A 23,763-nucleotide genomic window follows, 5' to 3' on the forward strand; every position below is an offset into this window, starting at 1 on the left:
GCCCCGGCGACGCGGTGAACCGGGCTGGGGGACAGCGGAGTTCGGGACCGGCGTGTCACAGCGGCACCGCCCCTACGTGGACGCATGCCGCCCGGTGCCCCTCACCGGCCGCCGAGAGCACCTGGTCCTCCAGCGCGCACGCGTCCAGCGCGACCGGGCAGCGCGGGTGGAACGTACAGCCACTCGGCAGCGCCGACGGGTCGGGCGGGTCGCCCGGCAGGCCGCGTGGGGCCCGGCGCGAGGCGATGTCGCCGACGCGCGGGAAGGCCGCGGACAGGGCGCGTCCGTACGGATGCTCCGCCGCGCTGTACACCGCCTGCGCCGGGCCCTCCTCGACGACCCGGCCCGCGTACATCACCGCAAGCCGGTCGCAGGTGTCGGCGAGCACCGCCAGATCGTGGCTGATCATCAGCAGACTGATGTCCTGCTCGTCCACCAGCTGCTCGATCAGCCGCAGGATCTGCGCCTGGATCATCACATCGAGCGCGGTGGTCGGCTCGTCCGCCACGATGAGCCGGGGATCGCAGGCGAGCGCCATCGCGATCATGACGCGCTGGCGCTGGCCCCCGGACAACTCGTGCGGATACGCGTCCGCGCGGGACGCGGGCAGCCCCACGTGCTGAAGCAGTTCGGCGACCCGTTTCTTCGCCGCCGTCGGCGTGGTTTTGTGGTGCAGCAGGATCGGCTCGGCGATCTGTTCGCCGACCCGGTGCACCGCGTTGAGCGAGTGCATCGCGCCCTGGAAGACGATCGACGCGCCCGCCCACCGCACGGCCCGCAGCCGCCCCCACTTCATGGTGAGGACGTCCTCGCCGTCGAGGAGGATCTCGCCGGAAAGCTTGGCGGAAGCGGGGAGAAGGCGGAGGAGGGCAAGGGCCAGGGTGGACTTGCCGCAGCCCGACTCTCCCGCGATTCCCAGCTTCTGCCCGGCGGCCACGCTCAGATCCACACCGCGTACGGCCGGGACGGCCCGCGCTCCCGAACCGTACGTCACCCGCAGGTTCTTGACTTCGAGCAGGCTCAACGAGCCACCCCCAGCTTCGGGTTGAGCACGGCCTCGATCGCCCGGCCGCACAGCGTGAACGCCAGCGCCACCAGCGCGATGGCGATCCCGGGCGGCGCCAGATACCACCAGTGGCCGGAGGAGACCGCGCCCGCCTCCCGCGCGTCCTGGAGCATGCCGCCCCAGGAGACGATCGTCGGATCGCCCAGGCCGAGGAACGCGAGCGTCGCCTCCGTCAGGATCGCCGTGGAGATGCCGAGCGTCGTCTGGGCGAGGACCAGCGGCATGACGTTGGGCAGCACATGCCGGGTCATGATGTGGCTGTGGCCGCCGCCGAGCGCCTTGGCGCGCTCGATGTACGGACGCGACTCGACCGCGATCGTCTGCGCCCGCACCAGTCGGGCCGTGGTCGGCCAGCTGGTGACGCCGATCGCCAGGATCACCGTCCAGATGCTCCGGGACATCACGGTCGCGAGCACGATCGCCAGCACCAGCGCCGGCATCACCAGGAACCAGTCCGTGATCCGCATGATGACGGTCGAGAACCAGCCGCCGTAGTGACCGGCGATGATGCCGACCAGGGTCCCGATGGCCACCGACAGCGCGGCAGCCAGCAGTCCGACGGTGAGCGAGATTCGCGCGCCCCACACCAGCAGCCCGAGCAGCGAGCGCCCGAACTGGTCGGTGCCGAGGGGGAATTCGCCGCTCGGCGACTCCAGCGCCGTGCCCGGCGCGTTCGTCACGCTCTGCACATCGCCGCCGACCAGCAGCGGAGCGGCGAGCGCGATCAGGGCGATGAGCGCGAGCGCGCCGAGGCCGAAGAGGCCCGCCCGGTGTGTGCGGTACGAGCGCCAGAAGCGGGCCACGGAATCGCGGCGGCGCGCCCAGGCGAGGGAGCGCGCGGTCTGAGTGGTACGTGCGGTCTTCGGGACCGGTGTGATCGTCATCGGCCCACCCGGGGATCGAGCAGCGGATAGAGCAGGTCGGCGAGGAGATTCATCAGGATCATCGCGCCGGCGAAGACCACGAAGAGCCCCTGCACCAGCGGCAGATCGGGGACGCTCAGTGCCTGGTAGAAGAGCCCGCCCAGGCCCGGCCAGGAGAACACCGTCTCGACGAGGATCGAACCGGCCGCCACATGGCCCAGATTGATGAAGACCATCGTGACGGTGGGCAGCAGCGCATTGGGCACGGCATGGCGGCGGCGTATGGCATCGTCCCGCAGCCCCTTCGCCCGCGCCGTCGTCAGATAGTCGCTGCCCATCTCGTCCAGCAGCGACGAGCGCATCACCAGCAGCGTCTGGGCATACCCGACCGCGACCAGTGTGATGACCGGAAGCACCATGTGGTGCGCGACATCGCCGATGTACGCGAAGCCGGTCTGGTCGCCCGACTCCATGCCGCCGGTCGGGAACAGGCCGGGAACCGGGCCGACGCCCACCGAGAAGGTGATGATCAGCAGCAGGCCGAGCCAGAACGACGGCACGGACCACAGGGTCAGCGCCACACCCGTATTGAGCTTGTCGCCGAGGCCGCCGTGCCGCCAGGCGGAGCGGGTGCCGAGCCAGAGCCCGATCGCCGAGTAGATCACCACGGCGACCCCGGTGAGCAGGAGCGTCGCGGGCAGCTTCTGCGAGATCAGCTCGCCGACGGGCGCGTGGAACTGGTACGACGTACCGAGATCGCCCGTCAGCGCCTTGCCGCAGTAGTCGGTGAACTGCTGCCACATCGGCTGGTCGAGGCCGAACTGGCGGCGCAGCGAGGTCAGTTGCTCGGCCGACGTCGGCATGCCGTGCGTCATGGCCTTGACCGGGTCGCCGGGGATGATCCGGAAGAGGAAGAAGCTGGTGACGAGCACGGCGAGCAGCGAGATCGCCGCGCCGCCCAGCTTGCCCGCCACATAGAGGAGATAGGCGCGTGCGCCGCCGCTCGCGGCGCGAGCCTCGGGGGCCCGCACCACGGCGGCAGTGCCGGTCGTGCTTGTGGTGCTCATCGACTATTCACGGTCTTCCGCGGTGGTACGTCGGCGCATCGCGACGAAGAGCCCGATGGCGGCGGCGAGGACGACAGCCGCGCCGATGCCGATTACGACACCCGTCGAGGAGTCGCTGTCGGAGCTGCCGTCGCCCGCGGCCGGCTCGGCCGACCACCAGCTCCAGTAGCCGTCCTGGCCCCAGAGATTGCCCGCGGCCTCCGGCATCGTCTTGATGGACTTGATCTGGTCGGTACGGTACGCCTCGACGGCGTTCGGATACGCGATGACATTCATGTATCCGGTGTCGTACAGGCGAGATTGCATCTGCTTGACGAGTCCGGTCCGCTTGGCCGCGTCGTACTCCGCGGTCTGCTGCGTGTACAGCTCGTCGAACGGCTTGTCGCAGATGAAGTTGTCGGTCGCGCCGGTGTCCTTGGGCGTGGCCGGGAGCGCGGCGCAGGTGTGGATGGACAGGACGAAGTCCGGGTCCGGGTTGACCGACCAGCCGTCGAAGGCCAGGTCGTAGTCGCCCTTGACCCAGGGGTCGGAGACATTGTCGAGACAGTCCACCTTGAGCCCGATGCCGAGCTCGCCCCACCACTCCTGCAGATACTTGCCGATCGCCTTGTCGTTGGGGTCGGTGGCGTGACAGAGGATGCGCAGATCGAGGGCCTTGCCGTCCTTGCCGACGCGCTTGCCGCTGCCGTTCTTCTTGTAGCCGGCCTGGTCGAGGAGGGCGGCGGCCTTCGCCGGGTCGTACGCGATCTTCTGGCTCGCCCCGGGCTTCCAGAAGTACGACTCGAAGCGCGGCGGGATGTAGCCCTCGCCCTCGACGGCGTGGCCCTGGAAGACCTTGTCGACGATGGTCTTGCGGTCGGTGGCGTGGAAGAGTGCCCTGCGCACGGCCGGGTCGAGCAGGGCCTTGTGGCCGCTGCCGAACGTCTTGCCGTCCTTGGACCTCGCCCCCGGATTGGTGGCGAGAGCGAAGAAGCGGCGGCCCGGAGCGTCGTTGACCTTGATGTTCTCGGCGCTTTTCAGGGCCGTGGCCTGGGCGGGGGTCAGGCCCTGGACGAAGGAGACCTCGCCTTTCTGCAGCGCCGCGACGGCCGCGTCACCGTCCTTGTAGTACTTGAGCACCAGCTCGTCGAACTTGGGCGCGCCGCGCCAGAAGTCCTTGTTGGGCTTGAGCTTGACGAACTGGTCGACCTTGAAGTCGGTGATGACGAACGGGCCGTTGCCGACGATCGGGAACTGCTTGTCGTTGTTGAACTTCGAGAAGTCGCCGACCTTCTCCCAGACGTGCTTGGGCACGATCGGCACATCCAGGGCCGTCATGGTGGCCTGAGGCTTCTTCAGCTCTATGACCAGCGTCTCGGGGTCGGGGGCCGTGACCTTCTTGAAGTTGGCGGTGAAGCTGCCGTTGGCGGTGGCGGCGTTCTCGTCCGTCATCATCTTGTTGAAGGTCCAGGCGGCGTCCTCCGCCGTTGCCTGCTTCCCGTCGGACCACTTGGAGTTCTTCCGGATGGTGTACGTCCACGTCAGCTTGTCCGGGGACGTCTTCCACTCGGTGGCCAGGCCCGGGACCGTGTGAGCGTCCTTGACGTCATAATTCGTCAGGTACTCATAGGCCAGTCGGTGGATGGTGGTGCTGACCAGCTTCTGCGCCAGGAACGGGCTGAGGGAGTCCACGCTCTGCGAGACGGCGACGGTGAGAACCTTCTTGCCGCCGTCGTCCTTGCCGTCGTCGGCGGCCTGCGCCGAGGGGGTTGCTGTTCCGGCCACCAGTGCGGCGGCGGCGCTGGAGGCCAGAAGCAGTCGGATGCGGGCTGGAACCTTTGTGACCATAGGACGGGGACCTCGCGTCATCACTCGCTCGGAGAAGGCAGGTTGAGCTCCGGTTCGCCAATTGGTGAAGCGAGGTTTATCAGCGGCGGTCGATTGCGTCAACGGGCCGTCAAACCCCGTATGGGCTGCGGGAATACGCTGAGGGCCCGCACCGTGGAGACGGTGCGGGCCCTCATTGGTTCAGACCTCTGTCGCGTTACTGCTGAGGGGCTGGCGGTGCCTGCGGAGGCTGCTGCTGCGGCCATCCGGCAGGTGGTACGGGCCCCTGCAACTCGGGTTGTCCGGGGCCACCCGGCTGGCCCTGCTGACCGGGGTGACCCGGCTGGCCGGGCGGCGGTCCGGCCGGGCTCCCGGGGGGCTGGGCCTGGGAGGGCAGCGACTGCTGCCAGCCCTGCGGCGGGTACGGCTGATGGGGCGGCTGGCCTCCGTACGGCTGCTGCGGCTGGCCCTGCGGCGGGTAGGGCTGCTGCGGCTGCTGAGGCACGTACGGCTGACCGGGCATCGGCTGCCCCGGCATCTGCTGCTGGCCCGGCATCGGCGGGGCCAGGTGCGGCGGCGGGTTGCCGTCCGCCGTCCACAGCCCCTGCTGCTGCTGAGCCCGGACGAAGTCCTCGGCGATCAGCGCGGAGAGATTGAAGTACGCCTCACGGGTCTTCGGGCGCATCATGTCCAGGTCGACCTCGGCGCCCGCCGACAGGTGCTCGTCGAAGGGCACCACGATCACACCGCGGCAGCGCGTCTGGAAGTGCTGCACAATGTCGTCGACCTTGATCATCTTGCCGGTCTCGCGTACCCCGGAGATGACCGTGATGGAACGCTGCACCAGCTCGGCGTACCCGTGCGCGGACAGCCAGTCGAGCGTCGTCGACGCGCTGCTCGCACCGTCAACCGACGGCGTCGAAATAATGATCAACTGGTCGGCCAGATCCAGCACTCCACGCATCGCGCTGTAGAGCAGACCGGTGCCGGAGTCGGTGAGGATGATCGGGTACTGCTTGCCCAGTACGTCGATCGCGCGCCGGTAGTCCTCGTCGTTGAAGGTCGTGGAGACCGCCGGGTCCACGTCGTTGGCGATGATCTCCAGACCGGAGGGCGCCTGCGAGGTGAACCGGCGGATGTCCATGTACGAGTTGAGGTACGGGATCGCCTGCACCAGGTCGCGGATGGTGGCCCCGGTCTCGCGGCGCACCCGGCGGCCGAGCGTGCCGGCGTCAGGGTTGGCGTCGATCGCCAGGATCTTGTCCTGCCGCTCGGTGGCCAGCGTCGAGCCCAGCGCGGTGGTCGTCGTGGTCTTGCCGACGCCGCCCTTGAGGCTGATGACCGCGATCCGGTAGCAGGACAGCACCGGCGTACGGATCAGGTCCAGCTTGCGCTGCCGCTCGGCCTCCTCCTTCTTGCCCCCGAGCTTGAAGCGGGCGGCGCTGGAGGGGTTGCGGCTGCTCTTGGCCTTCTGCTTGTTGTTGCGCAGGAGGCGGTCGGAGGAGAGCTCGACGGCCGCGGTGTATCCGAGCGGGGCGCCCGGCACGGAACGCTCGCGCTGGTCGTGCGTCACTGGTGTCGGCCAGCCGGCACCGGTGCGCGGGTCTGTGGGACCGACCGGAGTCTGGGGATGCGGCGGGCCCTGGGGGCCCTGGGGGCCCTGGGGGTGCGCCTGCGGGTGGGACTGCTGCGCGGGCAGATGGGGCGTGGCGGGCGCGGGCAGGTTGGGCGTCTGCGGCGGCAGCGGTACGGGGGCGTTCGCGCCGGGCTGCTGGCCCGGCTGACCGGGCTGCCCCGGCTGGGGGAAGCCGTAACCGGTCTGCGGTGCCGGGGTGTTGGGGCCCGGTACGGCGGGCGGCAGTGGTGCGGCGGGTGCGGGCTGACCCGGCTGACCGGGCTGCGGGAAGCCGTAACCGCCCTGCTGGGCGGCGGGGTGCCCCGGCTGCCCCGGCTGGGGGAAGCCGTAACCGGTCTGCGGTGCCGGGGTGTTGGGGCCCGGTACGGCGGGCGGCAGTGGTGCGGCGGGTGCGGGCTGACCCGGCTGTCCCGGTTGCGGGAAGCCGTAACCGCCCTGCTGGGCGGCGGGGTGCCCCGGCTGACCGGGCTGCGGGAAGCCGTAACCGCCCTGCTGCTGAGGTGCGGGCGTCTGCCAGGCGGGCGGGGTCTGGGGGCCGCCCTGCACCGGCTGCTGCGGCTGCGGTGGGGCCGACTGCTCCGCGGTCTGCGGCGACACGGGCCATTGCGGCGCGGACGGCGGCGCGGCGGGCTGGAAGGCGGGCGGCAGCGGCGGCAATGGGGCGCTCTGTCCTTGCCCCTGTCCATGCGGGGGCGGTGCCGGGGACCAGGGCTGAGCCGGTACGGGCGCGGGCGGAGTGTCCTGGGGCACGGAGTCGGCCGGCTCGTCGGCCGTCACCTCTCCCGCGCCCCGCGGGGCGCTCTCGTCGCGCGGCTCGGCGTCGCCGCCGTCGGAGTCCTGGACCTCGGAGTCCCGCGCCTCGGAGTCCTGGACCTCCACGTCCGCTACGTCCGCTACGTCCGAGGAGTCTTCGGGACCGTCGGTGTCCGCGGGCTCTGCGGCCTCGTCAGCGGAGTCCTCGGCCGAGGCCTCGGCGACCTCGTCCGACCCGGCCGCGACCGGGGCCCCGGGATCGCCGGAATCCTCAGCGGTGCTCTCGTCGGTCTCCTTGGCAGCCGCCCGCTCCTCCATCTCGCGCTTCAGCGCGGCCGGGGAGAACCGCATGGTCGCCCCGCTCTCCACATCGCCGCCCCCGAAGGGCTGCGACGCGGGCTCGGCGGCCGACTCGGCAACCGGAGCCGGAGCCGGAACGGGAGCCGCATGAGGCGTCTGCACAGGAGCAGGAGCAGGAGCAGGAGCAGGAGCTGGCGCAGGCGCAGGCGCAGGGACGGGCGCAGGCGCGGGCGTCGGCGCGGGCGCCTGAACCTGTGCCGGAGGAGGCGTCGGCGCAGGCGCCCAGTTGGGCTCGAAACCGCTGCCCGCGGGCAGCCCCGGCACGGCCACCGGCGCCCCGTTCGGCGGCGGCGGAGGCGGCGTGTGCCCCTGCTGGCCCGAGCCCCCGCCCGAGGTGTCGCCCGACGCGTTCTGCGTGTACCAGGCCGGCGGGGTGTAGTCGATGGTGAACTCACCCGTCAGCTCGGCGGGATCCGCGTCGGACTGATCATCGACGGGAATGTTCCAGCCCCCGTGGATCTCGTCCCGATCGCCGTTCACTTTGCCTCCTGGTGTGGTCGAGCACCCTTGTGCCGTGGTGGGTGGGGGCGACCTCTTCGTCCGATCGGCCCGGCTCTCCCCCTAGGGACGCGGTCAACACGCCCGCAGGTTCTTCTGCCGCGCCCTGTCCCACCCTAATCGTCAACAATGCCGGACCGGCAGGGCCGACCGCCCGTCGGCTGCTGTCCCGTACGTCACGCCCTGCCCCCAAGTGGTCCGGGTGGGGCGCAGCGTAAGGAAGCCGACGGGTCAAAACCGTACAACTGCGTACGTACGGAAGGGCTACCGGCCCGTCAGTCCATCCGGCGGGCGCTGCCCAACAATCCGGTCTCGGCATCCGTGGCCTGTGTCATGACGAACTGCCGGTCCCGAGCCGTGCACCAAAGTGTGACGCCGTCCGCGAGCGTGGACAGCGCCTCCGTCTCGGGCCGCGGAAGATGCATGATGCGGCCGATCTGCGCGGCCTCGTCGGGCGAGACGCGCTGGATGCCGACCAGGCCCGACTTCTCCATCAGCCGCGGCGCCACCGGACTCAGATACGGCAGCAGCGTCAGCACCGACTGCCAGGGGCCCGAGACCACCCGGCCGCGCGGCGGCCGCATTCCACAGTCGCGCACCACGACCACCGGGCTGCCGGCCGACGCGCCCTGCGGCGGCACCCGCCCCACGTCGTGCAGCGAGATGACCTGCGTCCCACCGCCCGCCGCCTGGGCGAGCGTCGTCCAGGCGTGCGCCCGGCCCGTCTCGACGGTGACCCGCGCTCCTGTCGCGGCCGCGCGCAGCGCGAGCACCTGCGCGGTCCAGAGGCCGCCGATGAGTGTGACGTCGTACGGCGTAGGCCGGTTGATGCCGAGCACCGCGGGGCGGCCATCGGCGTCCACGCCGATGACCACGCCGTCGTCGCCGACCGGCAGCGCGAGCGCGGCCAGTTGGTCCACCGACAGCGCATGACGGTCGCGGCGGGGTCCGATCAGTCCGAAGCCGATACGAGGCTTGGTGACAGACGAAGGCATCAGCGGGCTCCCCCGAGCGGCAGTGTGGCGAGCATCCCGGGCAGCTGTTCACGGTCGAGCCGTACGAGCCCGGTCTTGACCCCGCGGGCCGCTCGCTCCAGTTCATGGCGCGCGGCGACCAGTTCCTCGTCGCTGCGTCCGGTGATGCGGACATGTCCGGTGACCGACACGCCCTGCCGTTCGCCGTGGCCCAGCGTCAGACTGAACGTCGTGGCCAGCGCGGGGATCGAGGTGAGCAGCGCGACGAGCTGCGGCATCGGAGCCCCGCCGCCGCCCAGTTGGGGCCAGCGGCCCACCCAGTACGTGGTGTGGCGGCGGTCGTCGACGCGCCAGGTGCGCGAGGTCTCCTGGGTGCGCCGCGCGGGCGCCTCCGCTCGGCCCGCCTGGGCGATGGCCATGGGGCTGGCACAGGAGGAGGTGGCGACGGCCGCCGTCAGCTCCTGCTCGGTCAGTACGGTCGCCCGGAAGCCGGCGCCGGTCAGCCGGCTCGCCAGCTGGTCTGCCGTACGCACCACGCACTTCTGCGCGCCTTCGAGTCCGCCGCCGCGCGCCGCCACGGCCTCGGGACAGAGCTCAGGATCGAGCTTGAGCGCGATCCAGGTGATTCGTATCGCGGGGGACCCGGTCTGGGCCTGCAGAGGCGCGTAGTTGCGCGCGGCCACCGACTGATGCGGCAGATGCGGGGCGGGTGCGGGCTGGGTGTGCTGGACTATCTGCGCGGACTCCAGCCGGATGCCGTCGACGTCCAGCACGTCCCGTACGAGAGCCATCGGCAGCGGCCTGGCGGTGCGGTCCGGCCGCAGGGCCGTCGCGTCGGCCTCGACCTGCAGCACCGCGGTCAGGAAGGTCCCGTCGCCGATCATGCCGACCGGGCGGCGGTCGCGGTCGCTGTAGGTGTACGTCCGCAGGGCGGGGTCGCACTCGACGGCGGGCGCCAGGCCCGGTTCGGTATCGGGCGGGAGGATCAGGGACGCGGCTTTGCGCCTGCGTGCTCGCAGCGCGAAGACGGTGGCCAGCCATTCGGGCAGGGAGCGCCGGTGCCTGCGCAGCAGCGCAAGCAGCACCAGCACCGCGGCAACCACAAACGCCGGAACCAGCATCAGGGGGTCGATCACCCAGCCGACCAGGAGCGCCGCGGCGGCGATCTCGATCAGCACGAGTTGTTGCAGTCGGAACGAACCGAAGTGTCCGGGTCGTGCCTTGAGCCGGGGTGCGGCCGGTGAGTGGGACGGCGGTTGGGGCCGTGCGGAGGTCTGCCCGTGGGCCGTGGGCCGAACGCGCGTCGCGGAAGCCATTATTCCGGCACCCCCCAGTTCATTAGGCCCCAATTCATCCCGATCACCCCTGTCCGGCCCTGCCCAGCAAGGACTTTGGCGGCTGGATCACCCTACCCGCCCCACAAGCACCATCGATCAACAGGCATAGTAGGGGGCCGGTCCGACAATCTGGGCCCGGGGACTGTGCTCACCACAAGGCCCCGCGGGGAGACAGTGCCTTCTTTACCAATGGGGACTCATGGCATCACGGCGGGATGAGCTCAACGCGTACACCTTTGCGAAGAAGCGCACGGTGGCGGCATTCCTCCAACCCTCTTCCACGGGTACGGAGGAGGGGGCGCCGCGCCCGATGCGCGCAGTCCTCCCCAGCATCATCGTCGGGGCGCTGATCCTCGCGGGGTTCGGCGCCTTCGGCATGTTCAAGCCGAAGGCGCCCAAGGACTGGGCGGCGCCCGGCACGAAGGTGATCGTCGGCAAGGACTCCACCACCCGCTACGTGGTGCTGTCGACCGGCAAGGGCAAGAACAAGAAGACCTTGCTGCACCCCGTGCTGAACCTCGCCTCCGCGCGACTGCTGCTCACCCCCGACCAGTTCAAGGTGATCACGGTCAGCGACGACATCCTGGACTCCGGCAAGCCCCCGCGCGGGCCGATCCTCGGCATTCCGTACGCCCCCGACCGGCTGCCCACCCACAAGGAGGCCGCCAAGTCCAAGCGCTGGGCGGTCTGCGAGCAGCCCGGCGGCGGCAAGGGCAACACCGTGCAGAAGGCGACCTTCGTCTTCGGCGACCGCGATCTGAACCGCACAGAGGGCAAGCAGAAACTGAGCGGCGGCCAAGTCCTGTACGTCAAGGGGCAGAACGGTCTGCGCTACCTCGTGGACGCAGGTGGCACCAAGTACCTGGTGCGCGGCACCCAGACCGATTCCGCGATCCTCACCCGCGCCCTCGTCGGCAGCAAGGAGCCGCAGTCCGTCACCGACGACTGGCTGGCGACGCTGCGCGTCGGCAGCCCGGTCGACTTCCCTGTGATCCCCGGCCAGGTCAAGGTCAAGGCCGGTGCCGGCAGCGGTCTTACGCCCGAACAGGACCGGGTCGGCATGGTCCTGCAGGCCCAGACCGGCTCCGGTCCTGTGCACTACGTGGTCCTGCCCGGCAAGGTCCAGCCGGTCTCCGACTTCACCGCCTGGCTGCTGATCAACTCCCCGCAGACCGACACGCTCGACATGGGCGGCAAGGCGACCGTCGTCGACGCGGCGTCCTTCGCCCCGGAGAGCGACTTCTTCGGCGCCGAGAACCGCTGGCCCGCGCGGAAGGCCGAGCAGGTCAACTCCGCGAGCGGCGACCGCAACACCGTCTGCAGCGTGCTGCGCAAAGTCGATGACAATGGCCGTACGACCCTGTCGACCTGGGCCGGTTCCGAGTACCCCGCCGAGATCACCGCGGGCGGCACCAGCACCTACGTCACCCCCGGCACCGGACTGCTCTACACCCAGGTGCAGGGCAAGCAGACCAAGCCCGACGGTTCGCTCTTCCTGGTGACCGACACCGGACTGCGGTATGCGGTCCAGGCGAACGGCGACAGCGACGCGGACCGCTCCGACATCGGCACAGGTGACCAGGAGAAGCAGCAGGACGGCCGCCCCGAGCCCAGCCAGGCGCAGATCCGGCTCGGCTACGGGAAGGTCACCCCGACCCTCGTCCCGATCACCTGGTCGGAATTCCTGTCCAAGGGACCCCGGCTCGACACCAACAGCGCGCGTCAGCCGCAGGGTTCGTAAGGGGAGTGCGACCGATGCTGCACCTGCGCAGGAAGACTGCCGTGCTGGCCGCCGCCGCGGCGCTGACGGGCCTGGCGGCCGCGCCCCCGGCCGCGTACGCCGACGAGGGCCACGACGTCCCGTACGAACTCGGCATCGACGGCAGCGGCGAGTGCACCTTCCCGATGAAGGAGCAGATCGCGGGGATCCCCTGGCCGCTCCAGCGAGTCCTGCTCGACGAGTTGTGGCAGGACACCAAGGGCAAGGGCGTACGAGTCGCGGTCATCGACACCGGCGTGGACAACGACAACGTCCAGCTCAAGTCGGCGGTTGACGCGTCCGCGGGCAAGGACCTCCTCAAGCCCGACAAGGACGCCGGAACGGACGACAAGCGCGGCAAGACCGACGGCACGGTCGACGAGGTCGGCCATGGCACCAAGGTCGCCGGGATCATCGCCGCGCGCCCCCGCAAGGGCACCGGCTTCGTCGGCCTGGCACCCGAGGCCACGATCATCCCGATCCGCCAGAACGACGAGAAGAACAGCGGCAACGACAAGACGATGGCCACTGCCATCGACCACGCCATCGCCAAGGGCGCCGGCGTCATCAACATCTCCCAGGACACGACGAAGCCCCTGTCGCCCGACTCTGCGCTGGGCCTGGCCGTCCAGCGGGCGATCCAGAAGGACATCGTCGTGGTCGCCTCCGCGGGCAACGACGGCATGGACGGCAAACTCAAGAACACCTATCCCGCGGCCTTCCCGGGGGTTCTCGCCGTCGCCTCCTCCGACCGCAACAACGAGCGGGCGGTCTTCTCACAGGCGGGTGATTTCGTCGGCGTCGCGGCCCCGGGCGTCGACGTCGTCTCCACCGTCCCCGGTAACGGGCAGTGCGTCGACAACGGCACCAGCTTCTCCGCGCCGTACGTCGCGGGCGTGGCGGCGCTGCTGAAGGCCAAGTACCCCAAGTGGACCGTGCCGCAGATCATCGCGCAGATCGAGCAGACGGCCGAGCGCAGCATCAACGGCAAGGACAGCTTCGTCGGCTGGGGCGTCATCGACCCGGTGCGCGCGCTGGACGGCGACGACGGCCCGCCGGATGCCCCCCGCGCGGACCCGGGCCCGCCGAAGCCGCCCGCGCCGGAGCCCGCCCATCTGGCGATGACCGAGACCGTTCAGGAACGCAAGGAGCGGTACGCAACCTACGCGCTCGGGATCGGCGTCGTACTGGTGGCAGTCGTCGCCGGCGCGGCAACCGTCGTCCGGGACACCCGGCGCAAGAGGGCCCAGTGAGCCAAGTCTCCATACGGGGCTTTGCAGTTGGAACTGTCGTATCAAGTGGATAGAGTGACGGCAGGACCCAGTGAGGACTGGTGTCCGGAACGGGGGCGGCATCCACTCGGCTTCCGTCTACAGCGCCGTCGTAGGAGAAGGGGCACAGATGTCGGGTCAAGACCTGAATGTAACCAGTTCCGAAATTTCGGACCTCTCTGGCAAGATCCAGACGTTTCAGAACACGCTGCGCGACCGCATCGGTGACCTGAACCGTGTGGTCGACCTCATCCAGGGTGGCTGGAAGGGCGCGGCGAGCCAGCAGTACGACGAGGCTCAGACTCGTTTGAACAGGAGGCTCGCCTCGGTGCAGCGCGACCTCGAGAACCTCGAGAGGCTCGTCAAGATGAGCGCCGAGGGCTTCGACGAGGAGGAGCGGAGGCGCATGTCCTCCTTCGCCGGCATGGAGACGTCGAACGGCAAGGCCAGCGCCATTCTGGACGTGTGAGCCGTCCGTATCCCTCCGCTGAACTTCGTCACTAGGAGCAAAAGATGACCACTGCCGTCAATTACGACACAGTGACCCAGGCGGCCCGCGACACCAACAAGACCGCCACGGACCTGAATGAGCAGCTCCGGGTCCTGCTGAACCACGTCAACGAGACCGCGGGCAAGTGGAAGGGTGAGGCCAAGGAGGCCTACGTCGCCATCCAGAGCCAGCTCGCCACCGACATGGACGGGCTTACCCAGGACCTGCACTCGATCGCGCGTCTGCTCGGCGAGTCCGTCGTCGGCTACCAGGACACGGACAAGGGCAACGCCGCTCGCTTCCGCATGATGATGTGACGAGCCCTGTTCAAGACAGAGGGGTTGCCCGCCTGAGCGGGCAACCCCTCTGTCGTATCCGTACTGCCGTGTCGCCTACCTGAGGTCGAACTCGCCGTCGCGCGCGCCGAGGACGAACGCACGCCACTCGGCCTCCGTGTACCGCAGCACCGTCTCCGGCTCCAGCGACGAGCGCATCGCCACCGCCCCGCCCGGCAGATGCGCGATCTCGACGCGCTCCTCGTCCTTGCTCGTGCCGGGCGCGCTGAGCCACTCCACACCGGAGATGTCGAGGGCGTACAGCTCTTCCTTCTGGCGTTCCTTCTCGCTTGCGTCAGCCATCGGCGCGGTCCCTCCCACAGGTGTGACGAACGAAGTGCGCAACTACCCTACTGGGCAGGACGGTCCAGCGTGGCGCGCACATCGGCGGCCGGAATGCGTACGGAGACCCGGGAGCCCGGATTGAGCTTCAGGGTCATGTCGGCGGGCAGCAGCCGCAGCAGTTCGGCGCACGGAACGGAGCGCAGCCGCTCGACCGTCGGCGGAGCGTGCCGAGGATCCGTCAGTACGGGAACGAAGCGGCCCTCCGCGTCGGTGTAGACCGCGATGTCGTCGCCCTCGTCCGCCGGCAGACAGACCGTGGCGACGGCGAGCGCGTCCACCACCGCCTGGTCCGGGCCGTGGCCCGTGGCCGCGAGCTGGAGCGCCGCGTCCACCGGATCGGTCGGCTCGGGAAGCCCCAGAGTCACCGGGGACGGACGGTACTCGGGGTTGTGCGTGAACGGTCCCGGCTCGCCCTTGTCGTCGACCGGCCAGGCCCCGATGATCGCGAAGGGCGGTACCGCGCCCGCCGGGTCGTATGCCGGATCGATGGAGTAGAGCCAGCTCCCCGGAGCGCGCAGGGCCTGGTCCCTGAGCTCCTGGGTGAGCTCGGGCTCCGGGCGGTTGCTGTTCTGTTCGGTCACAGGGGTTCCAGTCATTTCGTCCATCCGGGCGGCAACACGCTACTGGGAGGTGCCGCCGGTGGTCCGCCCGGCGTCGCGGACGGGTCGTAGTGCGGGTTCGGGATGTAGTTGCCGAACGAGCCGTCGGGCAGCCGCTCCCACGCCCCCTTGATGTTCTCCGTGCGCACACCGCCGGGGAAGGCGATCTCCTGCTCGCGGGCGAAGATGTTGTCAGGTATGGACTTGTTGACGTCGATGCCGCCGGGCGCGTCCACGTCGTACCGGTACTTCGAGCCCCAGCCGAGGTCCGGGTCGCGGGTGGTGCCGACGTACACGGAATGGTCGTTGTTGCGCACATAGCCGCTGAGGTCCGTGTTCGAGTTGTTCCACGGCTGGAAGCCGTCCCGGAAGATCTCGGACGGGCCACGGTCGTCGTTGCGCCACAGCGGTTCGTCGCTCGTGCGCCACACCGCGTCGTCGGGGAGCTTGGACGCATCCACGGAGCGGTCGGCCGCGGCGTGCAGCGGGTCGTTCGTGTTCGGCGGATCCGGCACGTGCCGCGTCGGCGGAATGTCGTCGGCGCCCCTGCGGATCGCGTTCTCCGCGGCGTTCTCCAGGCCCTCCTTGGCGGCCACCCGCAGACCGGTGCGGGCGGTGCCCAGACCCTTCGTACCGAGGAGCTCGGGCAGCAGCCGGCCGACGCCCTCGCTCGGGTCCTTCTTGAAGCTGTCGATGAGCGCGCCGGGAATGCGCTCGGGGTGCGCGGCGGTGGAGACCAGACCGGCGAGCGTCATATTGACGTTCTGCATGTACTGCGCCGGGTGCGTGATGTTGTAGATGTCCAGCGGGTTGAGGCCGCGCGCGAAGTTGAGCAGTCCCGCGGTGCCCTTGACCACGCCGCCCACCACGTGGGCCGCCTCGACATTCAGCGCGCCGTAGCCGTCGATCGCCAGCGCGGCCGCACGGTCCAGCGGTGGCGGCTCCTTCGGCGCGTGCGCCATCGCCGTGTCGATGGTCTTCTTCGCTGTGTCCGCGGCTTCGTTGCGCTGCCTGCGAGCCTCGTTCAGGATCTCCTGCGCCCGATCGCGCTGGGCCTTGCCCGGGTCGCTGAACGGCTCGGGCCTGGGGCCCTGTTCCTGTCCGGCCCTGCCCTTGGCGTTGTACTCGTCGACCCTCTTGTTGTACGCCTCGACGGCCTTGTCCGAGGCGTCCTTGCCCTTCTTGTAGAGGTCGATCGCCTCCTGGGCCTTGTCCTGCGCCCACTTGACCGTGTCGGCGTACGTGTCCAGAGCCTTGCCCGCCGATTCGCAGGCGTCCGCGGCGTGCAGCCAGTCGGCCGGGTGCATCGCGAACTTCTCCCGGAAGGCGTCTGCGGACGCGCCCTTCCAGTGCGAGGAGTCGAGCTTCTTCATGCCCTGGCCGACGCGGTCGAAGGCCGTGTGGAAGTCCTTCAGATGCTTGGCGCTCTCCCGAATTTTGTCCGGCTTGCCGTGCACCAGCTCATTGGCCTGCTCGGTCTGGCCGAGCTGCTGCTCGCCGACGGAGGCGCCGAGGTCGGACGCGACGTCGTCGCCCCAGTCCTCCACGGTGTCCGCGAGGCCCTCGGCGCCGACGTACTCCAGGCCGTCGCCGACCCGGTCGGTGGTCCAGTCGACGCCCTCGCCGAGCGCTTTCTTGCCGGCGTCTATGCCTTCCTCGACCTTGGACAGACCGCTGTTGAGCAGGTCCTTGCCACCGTCGACGAGATCCCCGAGGCCCATCAGTTCCCCCCGGCCTGCTGCTGCTTGGCGCGCTCCTCCGGCGGCGGCCCCAGGGTCTCCCGCATCCCCTCGTCCACCTCGTCGCGCAGACCGGCCGCGTCGATGATGTTGTTGCTGAGTGACACCTTGGACGTACTGACGTCCCAGGCGGTGTCCTTCCACGCCTGCATGCTGTTCTCGCCGGACTTCTGGAACGACTCGGCGCTGTAGTCGGCGTCGCGGATGTGGGTGTAGGCGTTGCTGGAGAGCACCTCGCCCCAGTCCTTGTTGATGATCTCTTCCTCGGACGCATACGGATTGCCCATGGCCGAATTGGTCAGCACCTTGAAGGCGCCGCCGATGTACTGCTCCTGCTCGTGGAAGACACCGGCCGACAGGCCGACCTGCTGGGCGAAGCCGTTGCCCTGCTGCACCAGCGAGCGAACCCCCCACTCCCAGCGCTCGCAGTACGTCTTGAGGGTCGACGTCAGCCCGTCGTGCCCGGTCTCCATGCCGGTCAGCGCCAGGTCGGAGAAGCCGCGGCCCATGCTCGCCTCACCGACCATGCCGAGCTCCTTGAGCTCGCCCAGAGCCCCGGTGATGCCCTTGGTTATCAGATCGAGGGCATCCTTGCCCGCCGCGAGGTCCGGATCATTGCCGGTCATGCCTCACCCTCCCCGTAAGCACTGTTGTCGACCGCAGCCGCGTCCGGCACGATCCCGGTCACCGGCGGGAAGACCGTCCCGCCCGCGCTGCCCGCGTCCAGCGCCACCCCGCAGGGGAAGTGGACGGCAGGGACCACCTCGTCGAGCAGCCGGGAGCCGAGCACTCTGCGGTACGTCCACTCCCGGGACGCGTCCGCACGCGCCTCGGCGAACCGGGCCAGCGCCGCGTCGTCGGAGAATGCGCAGATCCAGCTGATACCGCCGAGATCGGTGGTCCACAGGCCGCCTTCACTGTCCAGCGGCACCAGCACGACGGAACTGCGGAAGTGGGCGATCCGCTCCAGGACGGCTTCTCTCGCCTCCTCGACGGCCTGCTCCGTCATCCCGTTCAGGACGTCCGGGCCCGGCGGGGCGGCCTGGCCGTCCTGGCCGGCCGCACCCGCGTCACCGCGTCTTCCGGGAGGAGCCTCGCCGCGTACCACGCGACCGGTCGACTCCGCCCGTACCTCGCCCCACAGCTCGTCGAAGTTCATCGCTGTGCCGTGCCTTCCGCCTTACTGATCCGGCAGCCAGCCCAACTGGACCAGCGGTGCGCCCCGCTTGCGCGACACGAAGGTGCCACGGCCCGGGGGCATCGGACGCGCCCGGACGTTGCCGAGGATGTCGCCCTCGCCCGGGTCGCCGGAGAGAATAACGCCCTGCGCGCCAAGCTCCTTGATCCGCTGCATGAATGATTCGTACATGGCTCGTGAAGCTCCTGCGGCGCTGCGCGCGATGATGAAGCGGATGCCGACGTCACGGGCGAACGGCAGATTCTCCACCAGCACCGAGAGCGGGTTGCCGGAGTTGGTGGCGACCAGCTCGTAGTCGTCGATGAGCACGAACAGCTGCGGTCCCGTCCACCAGCTGCGGTCGCGCAGCTGCTGCGGAGTGATGTCCGGCTTCGGCGCGCGCTTGCCCATGACCGTGTTGATCGCGTCCATGTGCATCTGCATCGCCGATGTCATCGGCGCGTACTCCAGGAGATGCGACGACGGCACGGCCTCCAGCATCGTGCGGCGGTAGTCGCCGACCACGATCCGCGCCTGCTCCGGGGTGTAGCGCTCGGAGATCTGCTTGGCGATCAGACGCAGCAGCGCGGTCTTGCCGGACTCGCTCTCACCGAAGATGAGGAAGAACGGGTCGGACTCGAAGTCGACGAACACCGGCTCCAGGTTCGTCTCGTCGATGCCGATCGCGATGCCGTGCTGCGGGTACTCGAAGCCCTTCGGCAGCTGCTCGGCCGGCAGTCGGCGTGGCAGCAGCCGGATGGCCGGCGCCGGGGCGCCCGGCCAATTCCCCTTGACCGCCTGCACGAAGGCCGCCGTGCCCTCCGACAGATCGCCGGAGCTGCTGATCGAGTCGATACGCGGCAGAGCCGTCATGAAGTGCAGCTTCTCCGGGACCTGGCCACGACCCGGCACACCGGGCGGGACGTTCGCCGCGACCTTGCGGTCGAACTCGGAGTCCATGACGTCACCGAGGCGCAGCTCGAGCCGCCCCAGCATCTGGTCCTTGAGCGCCGCACGCACCTCCATATAGCGGGCGGCGGTGATGACGACATGGATGCCGTAGCCCAGACCGCGCGCCGTGAGGTCGGCGACGACCGGCTCCAGCATCTCGTAGTCGTTCTTGAAACCGCCCCAACCGTCGATGACCAGGAAGACGTCTCCCCAGGCCTCGCCGGGCAGTTCGCCCGCGGCGCGCTTGCGCCGGTAGGTGGAGATGGAGTCGATGTTGTTGGCGCGGAAGAACTCCTCGCGCCGGTTCAGTACGCCCATCACCTCGGCGACCGCTCGGCGCACCCGCTCCGGGTCGAGGCGGGAGGCGACACCGCCCACATGCGGCAGGTCGGAGAGCGAGGACAGACCGCCACCGCCGAAGTCCAGCGCGTAGAACTGCACTTCGCTCGGGGTGTGGGTGAGCGCGAACGACGAGATCAGCGTCCGCATCAGCGTCGACTTGCCGGACTGCGGACCGCCGACGACCATCATGTGGCCCGCCGCGCCGGAGAAGTCCCGGTACAGCACCTCGCGGCGCTGTTCGAAGGGCTTGTCGATCAGACCGAGCGGGACGGTGAGTCCGCCGGGGCGTGTGTACTCGGTCGCGGTGAGACCGCGCTCCGCGGTCGGCGCGAGACCCGGCAGCAGCTGGTCCAGCGTCGGCGCCTGGTCCAGCGGCGGCAGCCACACCTGGTGGGCGGGCACTCCCTGCCCCTCCAGCCTGCGCACGATCACATCCAGCACGGTGTCCGCGAGCGCCTCGTCCTCGGCGGTACGGGCAGCGGCCACGGCCGCCGGATCGGGAGCCGCGTACACCACGGGCACCGGCGCCGCGGTGAAGACCGCGGGCCGCCGCTCGATCGGCAGCTGACCCACCGACAGATCCGGACCGCCCGTGCGGTACGTGCCGGAGACGTACGCCGCCTTGAAGCGGGTCATCTCATCCGTGCCGAACTTCAGATAGCCGGAGCCGGGCACCGACGGCAGGTGGTACGCGTCGGGCACACCGATCGCCGTACGCGACTCGGCCGCCGAGAAGGTCCGCAGACCGATCCGGTACGAGAGATAGGTGTCCAGGCCGCGCAGTTTGCCCTCCTCCAGGCGCTGCGAGGCGAGCAGCAGATGCACGCCCAGCGAACGGCCGATCCGGCCGATCTGGATGAACATGTCGATGAAGTCGGGCTTGGCGGTGAGGAGTTCGGAGAACTCGTCGATGACGAGGACGAGCGAAGCGAGCGGCTCCAGCGGTGCGCCCGCGGCGCGCGCCTTCTCGTAGTCGTGGATGTTGGCGTAGTTGCCCGCCGAGCGCAGCAGCTCCTGGCGGCGCTGCAGTTCACCGCGGATCGCGTCACCCATGCGGTCGACCAGGGTGAGGTCGTCCGCCAGGTTGGTGATGACGGCGGCGACATGCGGCATCTGCGACATTCCCGTGAAGGTCGCACCGCCCTTGAAGTCCGCGAGGACGAAGTTCAGGGTCTCCGACGTATGCGTGACCGCGAGACCGAGCACCAGGGTGCGCAGCAGCTCCGACTTGCCGGAACCGGTCGCGCCGACACACAGACCGTGCGGGCCCATGCCCTCCTGCGCGGCCTCCTTGAGGTCGAGCATCACCGGCTGACCGTCCTCGCCGACGCCGATCGGCACCCGCAGCCGCTCGGCCACCGACCGCGGCCGCCACGTGCGGGCCACATCGATGGATCCGGCGTCGCCCAGGTTCAGCAGATCGGTGAAGTCCAGGTTGGCGAGCAGCGGTTCGTCGTCGTCGCCCCCACCCATCCGCAGCGGCGCCAGCTGACGCGCCAGCGCCTCGGCGGCCGGCAGCGAGATCCCGTCCGGCACACCCTCGTACGCCACCCGGTGCCCGGACTCCAGACGCAGCCGCCCGGGACGGACGACCACCGAAAGACCGCCGCGCGGCTCATCCAGATCGCCGGAGACGACCTCGACGATGGTGACGCCCTGCAGCCCCTCGGCCGCCGCGAACAGCGAGTCCGGCGGCACCATCCCGCCGTCCAGTACGACGACGACGTGCGGCTGGTCCATCACCGGCTGGTTGTCCCGGCTGAACCGCGGCCGCCCGTCGAGCCTGCTGTGCAGCAGCTGCTCCAGCTCACCGAGGTCGTCGCCGAACAGCCGCTTCGTACCGGCGCCGTCCACCTGCCCCGGTACCTGCGTGTGCGGCAGCCACTTCGTCCAGTCCCAGCGCGCGACCGCTCCCGGCGCCGCCACCACCGCGACCATCAAGTCCTCGGGCGAGTGCAGCGTCACCAGCTGGGAGACCAGCGCCCGCGTCGCGGACTGCGCCGACTCCGGCTCACCGGAGACCGTCACGTGGTAAAAGGCGCGTATCGAGACCGCCATCGGCAGTCCGTCCAACGAGCCGTGCACAGCCAGGAACTGCTGCATTGCACCGGCCGACAGCGGCTCCAGCTCGTCAACCGGCGCGGTGTCCGGCGCGATCAGCGGCGTCGCGAGCTGCTGCGCGCCGAGCCCGACGCGTACCTGCCCGAAGTCCTTGTCGCCCACGCGGCGTTCCCACACCCGCGAGCCCTCGGCCACCACCGACCACAACTGCTCGGGGGAGGGGTGCATATACAGCTGGGCGTCACGCTGCTTGCGCGCGGTCTTGCGCACCGTACGCCGTGTCTGCGCGAGGTATTTGAGGTAGTCGCGGCGGACATCTGCCATTTGCCCCTGCGTACCGCGGCGGAATCTGACGACCTGTGCGACGACCATGCCAACAGTCGAGACCAGCATCAGGACACCCATGATCCGCATGAACGGAGGTGCCTGCGGCGAGAAGAAGAAGACCACTGACGAGCCCATGCCGAGGACCGGCAGGATCTGCATCAGCATGCCCTCCTGCTGACCCCTCGGCAGCTCCGGAGGAGCCTCCAGAGCCAGTTCCTCCGTGGGCACTTCAGGCGGCAGTGACCTCGGCGGGCGTTTAACGACGATCTGGCTCACCGGAGCATCAATCCCTCGATACGGACCCAAGACGGACGGGCAGGTTCCGCACCGACGCCCCCGTGGCGACGGCCTCCCTCCGCGCGACGGTGATCCTACTTGCAGACCGACCCAACGTGTCCCGGTAGGGTGACGCGCGCACCGTGCGCAACCGCGAATCAGGGGGTCCAGAACGTGAGTACGACCGCAGCGACCGGCTTCTGCCGCGTCACAGTCGTGGCGCCGGACAGCCGCATAGATGTCGCCCTCCCGGAGGACATCGCCGTCGCCGACGTCTACCCGGAAATACTCCGCCTCACCGGCCAGACCCAGTCCGCGGGCACTCCGACGGGCTATCACCTGGTGCGCCGCGACGGCACCGTACTCGACGGCGCCCGCTCACTCGCCGCCCAACAGGTCCTCGACGGCGAAGTGCTCAGCCTGCGCCCCTTCGCCGAGTCGCTGCCGCCCGCCGTCTTCGACGACGTCTCCGACGCCGTCGCCTCCGCCGTGACGCGCGACCGGCATCTGTGGAGCGACGAACTGCTGCGCGGCGCAGGCCTCGTGGGCGGTGTCCTGCTGCTGGTCCTGATGGGCTTCGTGCTCTGGTTCGCCGACCCGGTCCGCCACGACATGCACAGCCTGCCCGGCATCATCGCGGGCGCGGCCGGACTGCTGCTCACCGCCTTCGCGGGTACCCGGGCCCGGGTATACGGGGACCGGGCCACCGCCGTCGCCCTCGGACTCGGCGCACTGCCGCTGCTGCTCATCGCGGGCTCCGGGATCATCGGTCCGGACGCCGGCGACGGTCCTGGTCGCCTGCAGTTCCTGCTCGGCTGCGTGACCGTGCTGGTCGCCTCGGTCACCCTCGTCGCGCTCACCCCGAGCGGCGACGCCCCCTTCGTCGCGGCCACCTTCCTGGGCGCCACCGGCACCCTCGCCACCTTCATGGCGATCCTCACCGAGTCCACGGCAACCGAGACCGCCTCCGTCGTCGCCCCGGTCGCCATCGCCCTGGTCGCCTTCCTGCCCGGCCTCTCGGCCCGCTTCGCGCGGCTCCCCATCGGCTACGCGTCCCCGCGCAGCGCCGCCGACGACTTCGACGCCGACCTCAGCGAGACCCCGGACGCCCAGCCCGTCGATGCCGAGCGGATCGCCGCCCAGGCCCGCCGCGGTCACGAGATGCTCCTCGGCCTGGTCGGCGGCTGCGCCGCGGTCGTCGTCGGCTGCGCCGCCGTACTCGGCTTCTCCAGCAGCCTGTGGGGCCAGCTCCTCGCTCTCGCCGCAGGCCTCGCGATGCTGCTGCGCGCCCGTCTTTTCCGCTACACCTCGCAGGTCGCCTGCACCCTGGTGGCCGGCATCGCCGCGATCGCGCTGCTGGTCCTCGGTCTGTCCCTGAACCCGCCGGTGGACCTGGTCAAGGACCTTCTGATGTACAACGACCGGGGCGGCCTGGACATCCGTACAATCTGGCTGACCGCGGCCGTCGCCGCCGGCGCTGCCCTGATCACCGCGATCGGCCTGGTCATCCCCAAGAAGGGCCTCTCGCCCTTCTGGGGCCGCCTGCTCGACCTCGCCGAGAGCGCGGTGCTGCTGTCGCTGGTCCCGCTCTGCCTGGCCGTACTCGACGTCTTCAACGCGGCCCGCTCGCTGACCAGCAAGTAAGAAGCGCTCCCGGGGGCTGGTACGCTGTGTGACGGCCGTTTGTGTACGCGACCTCCGGAGCTCTCTCAAGGGCTCTGCGGTCTGCGC

18 protein-coding genes are annotated in these 23,763 nt (G+C 69.8%); 5 read left to right on the forward strand and 13 right to left on the reverse strand.

Annotated elements, in window-relative coordinates; translation table 11 throughout:
- Positions 1-55: 55 nt before the first annotated feature.
- The 7 genes from ACH492_RS36225 to eccE all read right to left on the reverse strand — a co-directional run bounded on the left by ACH492_RS36225 (position 56) and on the right by eccE (position 10,339).
- Complete coding sequence (locus tag ACH492_RS36225) at positions 56-1,075, reverse strand: ABC transporter ATP-binding protein (protein ID WP_398993085.1); 1,020 nt, start codon at positions 1,073-1,075, stop codon at positions 56-58.
- Entirely contained in the window at positions 1,021-1,950 is a 930-nt protein-coding gene (locus tag ACH492_RS36230; protein WP_398993087.1) for an ABC transporter permease, read from the reverse strand. The genes ACH492_RS36225 and ACH492_RS36230 overlap by 55 nt, the downstream gene beginning before the upstream one ends.
- Positions 1,947-2,996, reverse strand: a complete 1,050-nt coding sequence (locus ACH492_RS36235; protein ID WP_398993089.1) for an ABC transporter permease — start codon at positions 2,994-2,996, stop codon at positions 1,947-1,949. The genes ACH492_RS36230 and ACH492_RS36235 overlap by 4 nt, the downstream gene beginning before the upstream one ends.
- Before the next feature lie 3 nt (positions 2,997-2,999).
- Positions 3,000-4,823 carry an ABC transporter substrate-binding protein gene (locus ACH492_RS36240; RefSeq protein WP_398993091.1) on the reverse strand — a complete coding sequence of 608 codons (1,824 nt, stop codon included), beginning with the start codon at positions 4,821-4,823 and terminating at the stop codon, positions 3,000-3,002.
- A gap of 196 nt (positions 4,824-5,019) precedes the next feature.
- Entirely contained in the window at positions 5,020-8,031 is a 3,012-nt protein-coding gene (locus ACH492_RS36245) for an SCO5717 family growth-regulating ATPase (RefSeq protein ID WP_398993093.1), read from the reverse strand.
- 293 nt (positions 8,032-8,324) lie between these two features.
- On the reverse strand, positions 8,325-9,044 hold the full coding sequence (locus tag ACH492_RS36250; RefSeq protein WP_398993094.1) for a hypothetical protein: 720 nt from the start codon (positions 9,042-9,044) through the stop codon (positions 8,325-8,327).
- Entirely contained in the window at positions 9,044-10,339 is a 1,296-nt protein-coding gene (gene eccE / locus ACH492_RS36255) for a type VII secretion protein EccE (protein ID WP_398993096.1), read from the reverse strand. The genes ACH492_RS36250 and eccE overlap by 1 nt, the downstream gene beginning before the upstream one ends.
- 220 nt (positions 10,340-10,559) lie before the next feature.
- Here eccE and eccB point away from each other — a divergent pair, with 220 nt between their 5' ends.
- From eccB to ACH492_RS36275, 4 genes are all read left to right on the forward strand, one after another.
- The gene (gene eccB, locus ACH492_RS36260) at positions 10,560-12,101 is read left to right on the forward strand and encodes a type VII secretion protein EccB (protein ID WP_398993098.1); all 1,542 of its coding nucleotides are present in this window, start codon (positions 10,560-10,562) and stop codon (positions 12,099-12,101) included.
- A gap of 14 nt (positions 12,102-12,115) precedes the next feature.
- Complete coding sequence (gene mycP / locus ACH492_RS36265) at positions 12,116-13,372, forward strand: type VII secretion-associated serine protease mycosin (protein WP_398993100.1); 1,257 nt, start codon at positions 12,116-12,118, stop codon at positions 13,370-13,372.
- 148 nt (positions 13,373-13,520) lie between these two features.
- On the forward strand, positions 13,521-13,859 hold the full coding sequence (locus ACH492_RS36270) for a WXG100 family type VII secretion target (RefSeq protein WP_398993101.1): 339 nt from the start codon (positions 13,521-13,523) through the stop codon (positions 13,857-13,859).
- A gap of 44 nt (positions 13,860-13,903) precedes the next feature.
- Positions 13,904-14,197 (forward strand): WXG100 family type VII secretion target, encoded by a 294-nt coding sequence (locus ACH492_RS36275; protein ID WP_398993103.1) that lies wholly within the window; start codon positions 13,904-13,906, stop codon positions 14,195-14,197.
- A 75-nt stretch (positions 14,198-14,272) separates the two neighbouring features.
- On the opposite strand, the gene ACH492_RS36280 is transcribed toward ACH492_RS36275, so the two are convergent.
- Genes ACH492_RS36280 through eccCa form a run of 6 tightly spaced genes read right to left on the reverse strand, consistent with a single transcriptional unit; the run spans position 14,273 to position 22,032 of the window.
- Positions 14,273-14,518, reverse strand: coding sequence for a DUF397 domain-containing protein (locus ACH492_RS36280; protein WP_362687401.1), 246 nt, complete (start codon positions 14,516-14,518; stop codon positions 14,273-14,275).
- A gap of 47 nt (positions 14,519-14,565) precedes the next feature.
- Positions 14,566-15,156 (reverse strand): type VII secretion system-associated protein, encoded by a 591-nt coding sequence (locus ACH492_RS36285; protein WP_398993105.1) that lies wholly within the window; start codon positions 15,154-15,156, stop codon positions 14,566-14,568.
- Entirely contained in the window at positions 15,153-16,880 is a 1,728-nt protein-coding gene (locus ACH492_RS36290) for a putative T7SS-secreted protein (protein ID WP_398993107.1), read from the reverse strand. Before ACH492_RS36290 ends, ACH492_RS36285 begins: the two co-directional genes overlap by 4 nt.
- The gene (locus ACH492_RS36295; protein ID WP_398993109.1) at positions 16,880-17,524 is read right to left on the reverse strand and encodes a hypothetical protein; all 645 of its coding nucleotides are present in this window, start codon (positions 17,522-17,524) and stop codon (positions 16,880-16,882) included. Before ACH492_RS36295 ends, ACH492_RS36290 begins: the two co-directional genes overlap by 1 nt.
- Positions 17,521-18,057 carry a hypothetical protein gene (locus ACH492_RS36300; protein ID WP_398993111.1) on the reverse strand — a complete coding sequence of 179 codons (537 nt, stop codon included), beginning with the start codon at positions 18,055-18,057 and terminating at the stop codon, positions 17,521-17,523. The genes ACH492_RS36295 and ACH492_RS36300 overlap by 4 nt, the downstream gene beginning before the upstream one ends.
- Positions 18,058-18,078: 21 nt before the next feature.
- Complete coding sequence (eccCa, locus tag ACH492_RS36305; protein WP_398993113.1) at positions 18,079-22,032, reverse strand: type VII secretion protein EccCa; 3,954 nt, start codon at positions 22,030-22,032, stop codon at positions 18,079-18,081.
- 174 nt (positions 22,033-22,206) lie between these two features.
- Between eccCa and eccD the strand changes: the two genes are divergently transcribed.
- Complete coding sequence (gene eccD / locus ACH492_RS36310; protein ID WP_398993115.1) at positions 22,207-23,676, forward strand: type VII secretion integral membrane protein EccD; 1,470 nt, start codon at positions 22,207-22,209, stop codon at positions 23,674-23,676.
- Positions 23,677-23,763 lie beyond the last annotated feature (87 nt).

The organism is Streptomyces sp. NPDC019443 (assembly GCF_044389785.1).
In the GTDB taxonomy this organism is placed as follows: Bacteria; Actinomycetota; Actinomycetes; order Streptomycetales; family Streptomycetaceae; genus Streptomyces.